Annotated in this window: 13 protein-coding genes; 4 read left to right on the top strand and 9 right to left on the bottom strand. The window is 68.4% G+C overall.

Annotation, left to right across the window (positions count from 1 at the left end; genetic code table 11):
- Positions 1-49: 49 nt before the first annotated feature.
- The 4 genes from LIN44_RS18740 to LIN44_RS18725 all read left to right on the top strand — a co-directional run bounded on the left by LIN44_RS18740 (position 50) and on the right by LIN44_RS18725 (position 3,084).
- On the top strand, positions 50-436 hold the full coding sequence (locus LIN44_RS18740; protein ID WP_227315764.1) for a hypothetical protein: 387 nt from the start codon (positions 50-52) through the stop codon (positions 434-436).
- A 271-nt stretch (positions 437-707) separates the two neighbouring features.
- Positions 708-1,274: a TetR/AcrR family transcriptional regulator gene (locus LIN44_RS18735; RefSeq protein WP_012355888.1), complete on the top strand. Its 567-nt coding sequence runs from the start codon at positions 708-710 to the stop codon at positions 1,272-1,274.
- 393 nt (positions 1,275-1,667) lie between these two features.
- Entirely contained in the window at positions 1,668-2,288 is a 621-nt protein-coding gene (locus tag LIN44_RS18730) for a copper resistance protein CopQ (RefSeq protein ID WP_227315763.1), read from the top strand.
- Between the two features lie 208 nt (positions 2,289-2,496).
- Positions 2,497-3,084, top strand: a complete 588-nt coding sequence (locus LIN44_RS18725; RefSeq protein WP_227315762.1) for a TetR/AcrR family transcriptional regulator — start codon at positions 2,497-2,499, stop codon at positions 3,082-3,084.
- Here the strand turns inward: LIN44_RS18725 and LIN44_RS18720 are convergent.
- From LIN44_RS18720 to LIN44_RS18680, 9 genes are all read right to left on the bottom strand, one after another.
- Positions 3,070-3,822 (bottom strand): alpha/beta fold hydrolase, encoded by a 753-nt coding sequence (locus LIN44_RS18720; RefSeq protein WP_227315761.1) that lies wholly within the window; start codon positions 3,820-3,822, stop codon positions 3,070-3,072. The genes LIN44_RS18725 and LIN44_RS18720 overlap by 15 nt on opposite strands.
- Positions 3,819-4,838 (bottom strand): M14 family zinc carboxypeptidase, encoded by a 1,020-nt coding sequence (locus LIN44_RS18715; RefSeq protein ID WP_227315760.1) that lies wholly within the window; start codon positions 4,836-4,838, stop codon positions 3,819-3,821. Before LIN44_RS18715 ends, LIN44_RS18720 begins: the two co-directional genes overlap by 4 nt.
- A 5-nt stretch (positions 4,839-4,843) precedes the next feature.
- On the bottom strand, positions 4,844-5,731 hold the full coding sequence (locus LIN44_RS18710; RefSeq protein WP_227316362.1) for a LysR substrate-binding domain-containing protein: 888 nt from the start codon (positions 5,729-5,731) through the stop codon (positions 4,844-4,846).
- Positions 5,732-5,888: 157 nt separating this feature from the next.
- Positions 5,889-8,045, bottom strand: a complete 2,157-nt coding sequence (locus LIN44_RS18705) for a phosphocholine-specific phospholipase C (protein WP_227315759.1) — start codon at positions 8,043-8,045, stop codon at positions 5,889-5,891.
- A gap of 46 nt (positions 8,046-8,091) precedes the next feature.
- Complete coding sequence (locus LIN44_RS18700; RefSeq protein WP_227315758.1) at positions 8,092-8,325, bottom strand: hypothetical protein; 234 nt, start codon at positions 8,323-8,325, stop codon at positions 8,092-8,094.
- 98 nt (positions 8,326-8,423) lie between these two features.
- Positions 8,424-10,478, bottom strand: a complete 2,055-nt coding sequence (locus LIN44_RS18695) for a LamG-like jellyroll fold domain-containing protein (protein WP_227315757.1) — start codon at positions 10,476-10,478, stop codon at positions 8,424-8,426.
- Between the two features lie 225 nt (positions 10,479-10,703).
- Positions 10,704-10,859, bottom strand: a complete 156-nt coding sequence (locus LIN44_RS18690; RefSeq protein ID WP_018007587.1) for a DUF2474 domain-containing protein — start codon at positions 10,857-10,859, stop codon at positions 10,704-10,706.
- Positions 10,859-11,866: a cytochrome d ubiquinol oxidase subunit II gene (cydB, locus tag LIN44_RS18685; RefSeq protein ID WP_227315756.1), complete on the bottom strand. Its 1,008-nt coding sequence runs from the start codon at positions 11,864-11,866 to the stop codon at positions 10,859-10,861. The genes LIN44_RS18690 and cydB overlap by 1 nt, the downstream gene beginning before the upstream one ends.
- Before the next feature lie 4 nt (positions 11,867-11,870).
- The gene (locus LIN44_RS18680; RefSeq protein WP_227315755.1) at positions 11,871-13,304 is read right to left on the bottom strand and encodes a cytochrome ubiquinol oxidase subunit I; all 1,434 of its coding nucleotides are present in this window, start codon (positions 13,302-13,304) and stop codon (positions 11,871-11,873) included.
- Positions 13,305-13,664: the final 360 nt, after the last annotated feature.

Genomic DNA, 13,664 nt, shown 5'->3' with positions numbered 1-13,664 from the left:
TCACACCGAATTTGACGCGATGCCGAACCATCGCACCCAGGAGCCCATCATGACCAAGACCGCCAAGACCCTGATTACCGCCGCCACCCTTGCCGCCGCGCTCGTCGGCGGTGTCGCGCAGGCTGCCAGCGTGCAGGACAACGCCGGCGACAAGTACGGCTACAGCTACCGCGTCGGCAACGCCGATGCCTTCACCGACGGTGCCCGCACCGGCAAGTTCGACCCGTTCACCGAAGGCGCGCGCAGCGGCAAGTTCGATCCGTTCACCGAAGGCGCACGCGTCGGCAAGACCGACCCGTACACGGACGGCTTCCGTACCGTGGCTGGCCTGGACCGCAGCGGCGTCTCCGCCGAGCCGGCCCGCAGCTTCGACCCGTACACGGACGGCGCGCGCGTCGGCAAGGCTGACCCCTATACCGACGGCGCCCTGGCCTGATTGCTGCCGGCACCGGCCGGCGGCCCACAACTTACGATGGCGGCCCGTGGCCGCCGTCCGATGGAGTCCATCATGAGTTTGCGTGACAGCATCCTGTTGCTTGGCGGATGGGTGGTACTTTGCGTGACGAGTGGCTCGATGATTACCTTCGCCGCGCAGGTCCTGCCTGGCTAACGCCCATGTAGTGCACAGTGCCCCGAGGCTAGGGAATTACCCCAGCCTCGGGGCATTTCAACTTGAGCGTCTATCTTCGCGTAGATAAACTGCTTGCATGAAGACCCAATCCGTACGCGAGCAATTGCTCGAGCACACCCTGATCCTGATCCGCCGGCGCGGCTTCAACGGCTTCAGCTACCGCGACCTCGCGGAACTGGTGGGCGTGAAGACCTCCAGCATCCACTATTACTTTCCGACCAAGGAAGACCTGGTCCAGGAAGCGGTGAAGGAATACAGCGCCCGCCTGGCCGAGCGCATCAACGCGATCGACACCAGCCTGCCGGTCACCGAGCAGGCCGCCATTTATCTGGCACCATTCCGCGCCAGCTGCGGCTCGGACCAGATCTGCCTGTGCGGCATGCTGTCGACCGAGACGCTATGCCTGCCCGAATCGGTCCACAAGATGCTGCAGGGCTTTTTCCTGCTGAACGAGCAATGGCTGGCCGGGCTGCTGGAGCGGGCCCAGCCCCATCGCAGCACGCCTTTCCCGGTACCGCCGGCGCGGCTGGCACAGGTGGTATTCGGCTCGCTGCAGAGCGGGCTGATCGCGGCTCGCCTGTTCGGCACGTCGGACCGCGTTGAAGCCGCCGCCGATACCCTGATGGCGGCCGTATCCGGCTGAGTTTGCGCGCGATATCAGTGGCGCGTCTGAAGCCGCCGTGTGGCGCAAGCCGCATGGCGGTTTTTTTGTTTCCCCGAGGCATTGCCACACCGATAGGGAAAGCCTATTCAAACAGGGACTTAAGGCTTCATCGGGAACGACTATCGCCCCGATAGAAATGTTTTTCCTTGACTCTCTACCTAGTAGTAGATAGTATCAAGTCCATGGAAGCGCTGCACCGCCACCAACAAGCAAGACCAGGCGGCACACGGCGGTCCCATTGCACGACCGGAAGCGGTCATTTTTTTGAGACTGGTTATCTATCTACTGATAGATACGGAATCGGAAGAAGACTGCAACAGCCACTGATACCGAATTGACGCGATCCCGAACCATCGCACCCAGGAGCCCATCATGACCAAGACCGCCAAGACCCTGATCACCGCCGCCACCCTTGCCGCCGCGTTCGCCGGTGGTGTCGCGCAGGCCGCCAGCGTGAATGCCAACGCCGGCGACAAGTACGGCTACAGCTATCGCGTCGGCAACGCCGATGCCTTTACCGACGGTGCCCGCACCGGCAAGTTCGACCCGTTCACGGAGGGCGCGCGCAGCGGCAAGTTCGACCCGTTCACCGAAGGCGCCCGCGTCGGCAAGCCTGACCCGTACACCGACGGCGCGCGCACGATTGCAGCCACGGTGCCGGCCGACAGCTACGGCTACAACTACCGCAGCGGCAAGGTCGATCCGTTCACCGATGGCGCCCGCGTCGGCAAGGCGGATCCGTACACCGACGGCGCCCGCACGGTAGCCGGCCTGGATCGCAGCGGCGTGTCGGCCCAGCCGGCCCGCAGCTTCGACCCGTACACCGACGGGGCGCGCGTCGGCAAGGCTGACCCGTACACCGACGGTGCCCGCACGGTAGCCGGCCTGGACCGCAGCGGTGTGTCGGCCGAACCGGCCCGCAGCTTCGACCCGTACACCGACGGTGCGCGCGTGGGCAAGGTCGATCCCTACACCGACGGCGCCATCGCCTGAGAGCCGGCCGGCCTGGCGCCGGCCACCGAACACTACAGGGCCGCCACGGTGCGGCCCCGCTTCAGGAGTTGATCATGCGTTGGCGTGACACTGCGCTGATCCTGGGCGGATGGGTTGGACTTTGCCTTGCAAGCGGGTCCCTCATCACGCTGATCGCACAAACGCTGCCGGCCTGAATGGCCCGGCGGCAAGCCGAGGAGTCGATGCCATGAATACCCCAACCGTACGCGAGCAACTGGTCGAACACGCGCTGGTGCTGATCCGCCGCAGGGGGTTCAACGGCTTCAGCTACCGCGACCTGGCCGAACTGGTCGGCGTCAAGACCTCGAGCATCCACTATTACTTCCCGTCCAAGGACGACCTGGTGCTCGAAGCGGTGCGCGAGTACAGCGCGCGCAAGCGGGCAAGGCTGCAGGCCATCGATACCAGCCTGCCGTGCGCCGAGCAGGCGCGGCAATACCTGCAGCCGCTGCGCGATGGTGCCTGCACCGACCAGGCCTGCGTGGTCGGCATGCTGTCGGCCGACGTGCTGGCCATGCCTGACACCGTGCGCGCCGCGATGCAGGACTTTACCCGCCTTAACGAGCAATGGCTGGCACGCCTGCTCGAGCAGGCCGGCGCCCGGGGCGCGGCGCCGTTTCCGCTGCCGCCGCCGCAGTTGGCGCAGGTGATATTCGGCGCGCTGCAGAACGGGCTGATCAGTGCGCGGCTGTTCGGTACGTGGGAACGCGTCGATGCCGCGGCAGCGCTGCTGGCCAGCGCCATGCCAGTAGAAGAGGCGCTAGCCGAAGCGTGACCCGGCGCGTGCGACCGCGTCGCATAGCCACTGCGGATCGTCGTGCGGCAGGTCATGGCCGGCCCACTGGTGCGTCAGCAAGGGCACGTCCCAGGCCTGCGCGATGCGCCCCGAACAGGCCGGGTTGACCAGGCGGTCCGCCGCCGAGGCCAGCAGCAATACCGGGCAGCGCGGCGGCTCGGCCGGCGCGCGGTAGCGCGCGGCGGCCAGCAATTGCGCCAGCGCGGCCTGCCGGCTGACCGGTGCGTCCGCTGCGATGGCCTGCCACTGCGCAAGGTCGCTGGCGAGCGTGTCGGTGCGCGCGCAGGTGATGGCGTGGATGGTCCGCTCGCAATATGCGCGATCCTGCCAACTCTGCGCCACGCGCAGCAGCCTGCCCCAGTTGCGCGGACGCAGGCGTTGCGCGGGCGTGCAGAAGGGCCGCATGCTGGTGTTGATCAGCACCAGGCCGCTCACTTCTTCCGGATACGTACTGGCCCACTCGGTTGCGGCCATCGCCCCCAGCGACATGGCCAGCACGCGGTACGGTCCCGGCACGCCGGCGGCGGTCAGCTGGCGCCGCACCGCCGTCACCATGTCGCGCACGCTCCACGGCGCCGGCTGTGCCGACAGCGCGCCATTGCCGGGCAGGTCAGGCAACAGCGGGCGTCCCAGCCCGGCTGCCTCCCAGCGCGCCGGCAGCGTTCCCCAGTGGCGCGATTCGCGCGTCAGTCCCCGCAAGAACACCCATCGGCTCATGGCGGCTCCGTATGCCAGTGCGCGCGTGCCTGCTGCAGCAGCTCGTCGCGCTGCGCGCCGCGCGGCAGCCAGCGGTCGGACGCAAAGGCGATGCGGCCGAGAAAGTCGAACAGGCTGACGTGCCGGCGCAGCACGCGCGCGGTGCGGTGCGCCTTGATCGGGTTGAAGATGCCCTCGCGCGAGAACAGCTGGCGCGGGTTTTTCTTGATCCACAGCCACGAGCCCAGCTCCAGCGTCATCGGCAGGAACAGGTTGCCGCGCGGCGCCAGGTCATAGGCATGGTCCCACAGGTCGCCGTGCAGCAGGTACTGGTGGCTCTGCGGCTCGAAGGTATAGCCATGGTGCGGATGGGCCTGCTCGAACAAAGTCTTGAGCAGGTACATCTCGGCCAGGTGCGGCATCGGCCGGCGCGTGCGCGCGTACGGGAACCAGATGCTGTCGCGCCAGCCGTAGCCGGAATGGCAGTCCACCGCAAAGCTGAGCGGACGCGGCAGCAGTTCCTGCCGGACCACGCGCAGCAGTGCGCTGCTTTCGGCCTCCATCGGCGCGCCGGCCGCGCCGCGGTACCACGGCAGCCAGGCGCCGAGGCGCTGGCCGCCGGCCAGGAAGGGCACGCGCGCGTCGGCATCCTGCGGGCCGTTGCGCATCAGGTCGACGCCGTTGGGGTTGGCGCGCGTGCCGGCCCACATGCCGCCGGGGTTGACGATGGGCATGAACACCAGCCGCACCGACTGCAGCTCGCGGTGCAGCAGTTCATCCCAGGCCAGGCGGGACAGCACCGAGCGCAGGTAATCCAGCACCAGCTGCGTGCCGATGCGCTCCAGCCCGTGAATGCCGCCGAAGATGCCGATGGCCGGCGCGCCCGGGTCGCGGCTGCCAAGCATGGCGACATGCACGCCGAAGCGGTGGCCCTGCACGGTGGTCTCGCATGCCACCTGGGTATCGAGCACGTGGCCGCCGGCGTCCAGCAAGGTCAGCAACTGGTCATATTCCGGGAAATCGGCGCGTGGGTGCATTGCCGTCAGGCGGCCTGGGCGGCGGCAGCCGGCTCATCCAGCGCCACGCAATCCAGGAAGGCGCCGACCAGCCGCGTCTGCCGCCGGCTCCGCAGGCAGTACAGGTATTCATGCAAGACCGGCGCGCCGGACGCGAACCGGATGACGCGCAGCAGCGGGTCGCGCGGCACCTCGCCCAGCGGCACCACGCTGGCGCCCAGGCCCTGGCGGATCGCCTCGTAGATGGCCTCTCTGCTGCCAATCACGGTGTGCGGCGGCAATTCCAGTCCGCACGCGGCCAGCGCCGTCTCCGTGGTCTTGCGCGTCATCGAGCCGTGCTCGCGCACCAGCAGGTGGCAGCCGCGCAGTTGCGGCAGGTCGATTTGCGCGAGCCGTGCCAGCGCATGGCCGGGATGGACCACCAGCACCATCGGGTCGGTCGCCAGCCGGATACAGGCCAGCCGGTCATCGTCCACCGGATGCGACGACACCGCCGCGTCAATGCGGTACTCGAACAGCGCTTCGAGCATCTGCTGCGAGTTGCCGATATCCAGGCTCACGTCGATCGCGGGATAGCGCTGCCGGAACGCCGCCACCGCGCGCAGGATGTAATACGGCCCGGTGGCACCGATGCGCAGGTTGCCAAAGCGCAGGTTGCCGGCGTTGCGCAGCAGGTAGTCGGCATTGCCTTCCTGCTGCATCAGCTGCTCGACCACCGGCATCAGGGCCACGCCCACATCGCTCAGGTCGACGCGGCTGGCACGGCGGTGGAACAGTTCCACGCCATAGGTCTCCTCCAGCTGGCGGATGCGTCCCGTGACCGTGGGCTGGCTCACGCGCAACTGCCGCGCCGCCATGGTGATGCTGCCCTGGCGCGCCACTTCGAAAAAGGTCATCAGCAGGTCGCCTAGCATGGTCATCCGCGCGCAGTTTGGGGGAAGGGTCCGGACCGGGCCGGACGACCGCGCAGTCTAGCGGCCCAATATGACAAAACGGCTACGCCCGCCCGGGCCGGTTCCGCTTGGGACCGGCCGGGGCGGGACTGGCGTGGCGCCGGATCGACGGGTTGCGTCAGCCGGCCGCGCCCATTGCCGAGTCGGACACGCCGTCCTTGCCGGTTTCGATGCGCCCGGCAAAGCGGCGCGTAAAGCCGCCTTGCGCGGTGGTCACGGTGAAGTCGTACCAGTTGCCCTGGCGCGCCACCGGCCAGTGCTGCTGCAGCTGCATGCCGGCGGGCACCTCGTAGGTCCACGGGCCGTCGGTGCGGTAGGCGTTGGCCTGGACGGTGAAGGTGCAGGGGGCGCTGCCGGTATTGATCATGTCGACGTACACCGCGGCGTTGGCGATGTCATAGCAGACCCGGATCTCCGGCGCGCTGGCCCCGGCCGCGGTCACCGCCGCCACGTCGCCGCGGAAGGCGCGGTGGAAGCCGTTCGGGCCCAGCACCCACAGGTCGTACTTGCCGCCATCGGTGGCAAAGACGTCCCAGCTGCCATGCAGCGCCTTGCCCGGCTCGACCATATAGCGGCGCGGCACGCGGTCCAGGTGCAGCCGGTCGTAGACGTGGAACACCGCCGCCGCCGTGCCGGTATTGCTGAACAGCAGCCACACCGCGCGCTGGTCGCGGGCGTCTTCGCGCGCGCTGACGTGCAGTTCGTAAGGCAGGGCGCGCGACGGGCGCGTGCCGGGGTCCTGCTGCGGCATCTGCTGGCTGCCGGCCGGGGGCAGCGGCACCTGCGGCAGCACGCCCTGCGCGGTGCGGATGGCGTCGGCGCTGGCCTTGTCGCGGCTGGGCAGTTCGGGCAGCGCGTTGGTGTTGGGGCTGACGAAGTTGAAGGCCGAAGTCAGGTCGCCCGCCACCGCGCGGCGGAAGCCGCTGATATTGGGCTCCGCCACGCCGAAGCGCGCTTCCAGGAAGCGCAGCACCGAGGTGTGGTCGAACACCTGCGAGTTGACCCAGCCGCCGCGGCTCCAGGGCGAGACCACGTACATCGGCACGCGCGGGCCGGGGCCGTAGGGACGCTTGTCGACGTGATATTCCGGCTTGAGCTGTTCCGGCTCGAGCGTGGTGGCGCCAGCCAGCGTGTCGCCGTCATAGGCCGGCGCGCACGGCGGCGGCAGGTGGTCGAAATAGCCGTCGTTCTCGTCGAAGTTGATCAGCAGCACGGTCTTGCTCCAGACCGCGGGATTGGCGGTCAGCGCATCGAGCACCTCCTGCGTGTACCAGGCGCCCTGCACCGGGCTGGACGGCCCGGGGTGCTCCGAGTACGTGGCCGGCGCCACGATCCACGACACCTGTGGCAGTTTGCCCGCGGCGATATCGTCGCGCAGCGCCTGCAGGAAGCCGCCATCGGGCATGGTGTTGGCCACGCCCTTGAGCAGCGGGCTGACCGCGTCGTCGGCGCTGGTGTACGGCGGATAGGGGCTGCCGTTGGCCTGGTTGCCGCGCGCGGCATTGGCGTCGCGGTACTGTTTAAACCCCGCCAGGGGGTTGTCGGTGAAGTTGTCCGGCATGTTCTGGTAGACCTTCCAGCTCACGCCGGCGCTTTCCAGGCGCTCCGGGTAGGTCTTCCAGGTATAGGGCGTGTTCGAGCCGGTGAACGAGTCGCCGCTGTTGTCGATTACCGGACCGCCATAGGCGCCGCCCGGATCGTTGGTGCCGGTCCAGTGGAACAGGCGGTTGGGATTGGTGCCGCCATGGAAGCTGCAGTGGTAGGCGTCGCACAGCGTGAAGGCATTGGCCAGCGCCACCTGGAAATCCAGCTCGGCCTCGGTGTAGTAGCCCATCGACTGGGTCTGCTTGTAGGTCGGCCACTTGTTCATGCGGCCCAGGTCCCAGGCGTTCTGCGCGTCGGGATACGAGTGCGGAGTGCCGCTGACGCGCTGCGCATTGCCGGCGCTGCTGTCGAGGTGGTAGGGCAGCACGGTGCGGGTGGTGCTGCCGTTGGTATAGGTCTGCTGCCAGACGTTCAGGCCGCCCGCCAGCGGGATCGGGAAGCGGTCGCCAAAGCCCCGCACGCCGCGCAGCGTGCCGAAGTAGTTGTCGAACGAGCGGTTCTCCTGCATCAGGATGACCACGTGCTCGACATCGCGGATGGTGCCGGTGGCGTTGTTGGCCGGGATCGCCAGCGCGCGGCGGATCGACGGCGGGAAGGCCGCCAGCGCGGCGGTGGCGGCGGCGCTGCCGCCGGCGAGCTTGAGGAAGTTGCGTCTGCTTTGGGGGTTCATGGGATTCGGTGCCGGAAGGTTGCGGGGAGGGTAGACGGGGCCGGGCTCAGGGCGCGCAGCGCAGCTGCGGCTTGACCGCCGGGGTCTCGCCAGGCCGGTCGCTGCCGTTCCCCTGGCCGGGGTTGCCGCCGGTGCCGGGTGCGCCGGGCGTGGTCGGCGCCGCGGCCGGGGTGCCGCTGGCGCCCTCGCCGGAGTCGCCGCCGCAGCCGGCGAGGGCCGCGCTCAGCAGCAAGGCGGCCAGCCAGTGCGGCCGGGCCAGGGTGGAAGGTCGAAAGGTCATGGTGTCAATCTCCTGCAGGGGGATCGGGATGCGGGGAGGGTGAAGCCCGGGCGTCACCGGCTCTTTCAGGGAGCGGGTGCGCCGCCGGATGCTGGAACTCAGGGGTTCAGCGTCGACAGGGGCTGGCGTGCGCCGGTGATGGCCTTCAGTTCGTCGAGCGTCAGCACGCGCGTCCACATCGCCAGGTCGTTCAGGCCCATCACGCCCTTGAGCGCGCCGGGGTTGTTGCCGACGTAGTTGTGGGTGGCATCGTCGTTGACGCCCCAGCCCGTGCCGAGGCCGGCGAGCCGGGTCACGTCGGTGTTGGCGATCGCCTTGTTCTCGGTCATCTGCAGGCCCAGCACCGGGTCGATGACGTAGGCGCTGAAGCGCTTCGCCGCCGCGTCGACCGACAGCGCCAGATAGGCCCACTGGTTGGCCGATACCTTCATGCCATTGATGTCGTCGCGCTTGCCGCTGCCGCTGCCCAGGTTGAAGCGGATCTCGCAACTGCCGAACAGGGCGATGGCAATGCCGGCATTGCCGCCCGAGATGTAGTTCTTGTTCGACAGGATCGGCTCGCCGGTGCCGTTGCCCTGGGTGCAGTCGGTGCGGAACCAGAGGCCGATGGTGAATTGCGGGCTTTGCGCGATATCGGCCGCGTTGTGCTTGAGCTGGTAGCTGTCGATGCGCGAGTCCAGCTGCAGCGACTGGCCGCCGAAGTTGTCGGCGGCGAGCGTGCCGCCGTCGAGGCTTGCCACCCACGGGCCCAGCGTGGCCGCGTTCCTGGCATCGGCGAACGGCTTGCTGTCCAGGCTGAAATACGACGCCAGCCCATCGAGCAGCGACGGCATCAGCGTGACGGGTTTGACGTAGTGGATCTGCGCCAGGTACGACACCGGCACGTCGTTGCGCACCAGCGTGTAGTTGAACTGATACAGGCCGGTCGGCATGTCGAAGGCCTTGTCGGTGAAGGTCCGTACCTCGGGTCCCAGCGCGGCGATCTGCACGCCGTCACGCAGCACGCGCGTGACACCGTATGCGGGGCTCGGGTTCTGCCAGGTCAGCGTGATGGCGTCGTGGTACTGGCCGATGCTGGCGCCGATGGCGCGCACGCCGGCGGTGGCGGTGGTCAGCGCGGAGCCGTCGAGGCGCGTTGCCGCGGGATCAAGCGCGACGCCGGCGTGGGCCAGCACGGTCGGGACGATATCGGCCTCGGTCGGCAGCGCGGACAGGTCCGCCGGGGTGTCGGGTGCGGCAGCGCCGGGCCGGGCCAGCGCGCCGTTCAGGGTCTTGTTGGTGGCGAGGAACGCGGTTCGGTTTTCCACGGTCGGCACCGTGGTGGCGGCGCCGGTGGCATCCAGGCCGTGGCTGGTGGTGACCAGCACCAGCCAGTCCTCGCCCGGCTGGGCCTGGCGGCGCGCGGCCACCGCGGCGAGCAGTTCGCCCAGGGCCCGGTCGGTCTCGGCCAGCGCGGCGGCATAGGCGCCGTTGCCGAAGCCACCGGCTTGCGCCGCCTGCGCCGGGGCGCTGTACTGCGCCATCACCACGCCATAGCCGGACTGCACCTGGCGCACGGCATTCTGCGTGACGCAGCGGTCGACGCCCGCGCAATCGACCAGCGTATCGAGCACGCCTGCGTCCTGGTCCGTCCTGAGCAGCACCGGCAGGGCTGGCGCGCTGACCGCAGCACCTTGCTGCAGTCCGGGTTTGCCGGCCGTGCGCAGGTAGTGGAACACGGTCGGCGCGCGCAGCGCGGTGCTGCCGGTGTCGTCGTCGATGCCATGGCGGTTGGCCCAGGCGCCGGTCAGCACCGTGGCCCAGCTGGGCGCGTCGAGCGGCGGCTGCGCGGTGATGGTGCCGGGCATGCCGCCGGTTGCGGTCGGCACCAGGTTCAGGCTGGCCAGGTTGGGCAGCTCGCGCCGCAGCACCGCGCTTTGCACCTGTGCATAGGTGGCGCCGTCGACGCCGACCAGCAGCACGCGCGGGCCGCCGGCGCGGGCAGGCTCCGGCGCGGGTTTGCTGGTGTCGGTATCGTTGGGCGCGCCAGACGGCGCGCTGTCGCCGCCGCCACAGCCTGCCAGCGTCGCGGCCAGCATGACTGCGACGGTGCCGGCCAGCACACGCCCGCGCCCCATCCCCGCCAGCCAGCCCGGTGCAAGGTTCCCTGCCATCGCTCATTCCCCTGTGTATCCGCGTTGTTGTGCGCCGGCGGCAATGGCCGCGCGGCGGATTGCGTGTGCCGCAATGCGATCGCAGAGTAAGAAACGGGGTTGTCACCGTGGTGACAGCGGGGCAAAGAATGCTGATGGGGCTATTCGGATTCTTGAGGCGGACCTGGCGAGCCTGCGACTGGCGCGTCACATGGCGCCGGGATGCGCCATGCCGGGCGCGGGGCGTCAGCTGTGGAAGCCCACGCCCCGCATGATCAGCCGCAGCACCCACGCGGCCACGCCCAGTGCCGCCACGCTCGCGGCCCAGATCAGCACCAGCCAGCCGACGCGGCGCAGCCAGGTGCCGGTGCGGGTGCCGCTTTCCGTATGCGGCGCGCCCATCAGTGATAGCCCTCGCCGTGGCGGACCTTGCCGCGGAACACGTAGTAGGCCCACACCGTGTACATCAGGATGAAGGGGACGATGAAGAGCGCGCCCACCAGCGCAAAGCCCTGGCTTTGCGGCGGCCCCGCGGCCTCCCAGATCGAGATCCCTGGCGGGATGATATTGGGCCAGACGCTGATCGCGAGCCCGCTGTAGCCCAGGAACACCAGCCCCAGCGCATACAGGAACGGCGAGATATCGGGCTCGCGGCGCAGCGCGCGCATCAGCATGAGCATGCACAGCGCCACCAGGATCGGCACCGGCGAGAACCAGAACAGGTTCGGCAGGCTGAACCAGCGCTCGGCAATCTCGGGATGCGTCAGCGGCGTCCACAGGCTGATGATGGCGATCACCGCCAGCAGCAGCCACGCCAGCGTGCCGGTCAGGCGGATCATGCGCTGCTGCAGGTCGCCCTCGGTCTTCATGATCAGCCAGGTGCTGCCCAGCACGGTGTAGGCCACGATCAGCCCCACGCCGCAGAACAGCGGGAACGGCGCCAGCCAGTCGAGCGGGCCGCCGGCAAAACGGTGGCCTTCGAGCTTGATGCCGTCGATATACGCGCCCAGCGCCACGCCCTGGAAGAAGGTGGCCGTGGCCGAGCCGAGGATGAAGGCGGCGTCCCACACCGGGCGTTCGCGGTCATTGGCCTTGAAGCGAAATTCGAACGCCACGCCGCGGAAGATCAGGCCGAGCAGCATCAGCATCAGCGGCAGGTAGAGCGCGCTCAGCACCACCGAATACGCCAGCGGGAACGCCGCCAGCAGCCCCGCGCCGCCCAGCACCAGCCAGGTTTCGTTGCCGTCCCAGACCGGCGCGACGGTATTCATCATCACGTCGCGGTCATGCCGGTCAGGCACGAACGGGTACAGCATGCCGATGCCCAGGTCGAAGCCGTCCATCACCACGTACATCATCACGCCGAAGAAGATGATGACGATCCAGAGAAGGGAGAGATCGATGCCCATGGTGTCAGCTCCGGGTGCGTGCGGTGGGGGTGGGGGCGAGGACTTCATCGTCATCCACCGCCGACAAGGGGCGCGCCGGCGTATGCTCGCGCCCTGGCCCGCCATGCGGCTCGGGCTCTTCCAGCAACGGGCCCTTGCGCACCAGCCGCATCATGTAGGCGATGCCGACGCCGAACACGAAGCAATACGCAACCACGAAGATCGCCAGCGTCGTCGCCAGTTCCGGCACGCCGTGCGGCGACACCGCATCCGCGGTGCGCTGCAGCCCGTACACCACCCATGGCTGGCGGCCGATCTCGGTGGTGTACCAGCCGGCCAGGATGGCGATCACGCCGGCAGGTCCCATCCACAAGGCCATATGGAGGAACGGACGGACGCGATAGATCCGGTCCCGGCGCCGCAACAACAGGCTCCACACGCCCAGCACGATCATCAGCAGCCCCAGGCCGACCATCACGCGGAAAGACCAGAACAGGATGGTGGCATTGGGCCGGTCCTCGGGCGCGAACTCCTTCAGGCCCTGGATCTGCCCGTCCCAGCTGTGCGTCAGGATCAGGCTGCCAAGATGCGGCACTTCGACCGCGAAGCGGGTTTCCTCGCGCTCCATGTCGGGCCAGCCGAACAGCAGCAGCGGCAGGGCCTCGTTGCCCTTGTTCTCCCAATGCCCCTCCAGCGCGGCGATCTTGGCGGGCTGGTGCTTGAGTGTATTGAGGCCGTGGAAGTCGCCGATCACCGCCTGGATCGGCGCGACGATCAGCAGCATCCACATCGCCATCGACAGCATCTTGCGGATGGCGGGATTGTCGCGCCCGCGCAGCAGGTGCCAGGCCGCGGACGCGCCGACAAACAGCGCCGTGGCCAGGAACGCCGCCACGCTCATATGCACCAGGCGGTACGGGAACGACGGGTTGAAGATAACGGCGAACCAGTCGGTGGGCACCACGCGGCCATCGATGATCTCGAAGCCCGCCGGCGTCTGCATCCAGCTGTTCGATGCCAGGATCCAGGTAGCCGAGATCAGCGTGCCCAGCGCCACCATTACCGTGGAAAAGAAATGCAGCCCCGGGCCGACCCGGTTCCAGCCGAACAGCATCACCCCAAGGAAGCCCGCTTCCAGGAAGAAGGCGGTCAGCACTTCATAGGTCAGCAGCGGCCCGGTGATGCTGCCGGCAAACTCGGAGAAAAAGCTCCAGTTGGTGCCGAACTGATAGGCCATCACCAGGCCCGATACCACGCCCATGCCGAAATTGACGGCAAAGATCTTGGACCAGAAGTGGTAGAGGTCGCGGTACAGCGGGCGTTGCGTGCGCAGCCAGCAGCCTTCCAGCACCGCCAGGTAGGCGGCCAGGCCGATGGTGATCGCGGGAAAGACTATGTGGAAGGAAATGGTGAAGCCAAACTGGATGCGGGCGAGGTCGAGCGCGGTCAAACCAAACATGTCGTGTTCTCCGTGGCGCTGGCCTGGCGCGTGCCTGGGTCGGGTGCGGACTGCCTCCAAGACGCTTTGGCAGTTCGACACCCAGGCAGAAGCGCGCCCGGGGAGCAGGGGGCGCAGGCGCGTGCGGTAAGCGTAGTGTACGTCGCGCGCGCCGCAAAGGGCAGCGTCGTCCCCGTCATCGGCCGGGCGACAAATCGCCGCACCTGCCGGCGCGTGCAGCGCTTGCAGCGCCGCCCTGGCCATTGCTGATGGGGAGATCGTAGCGGAGCGCCGCCAGCCGGAACAGAATCAAGTCAGCGGAAAAACACCGTATCAGATTGGCGCATCGCAGCACGGCTGAAAGCTGACAACGGGGGCGGG

The organism is Cupriavidus sp. MP-37, from assembly GCF_020618415.1.
GTDB lineage: Bacteria > Pseudomonadota > Gammaproteobacteria > Burkholderiales > Burkholderiaceae > Cupriavidus.
The sequence above is the reverse complement of the archived record's forward strand: the minus strand, read 5'-3'. Positions and strand labels throughout refer to the sequence as shown.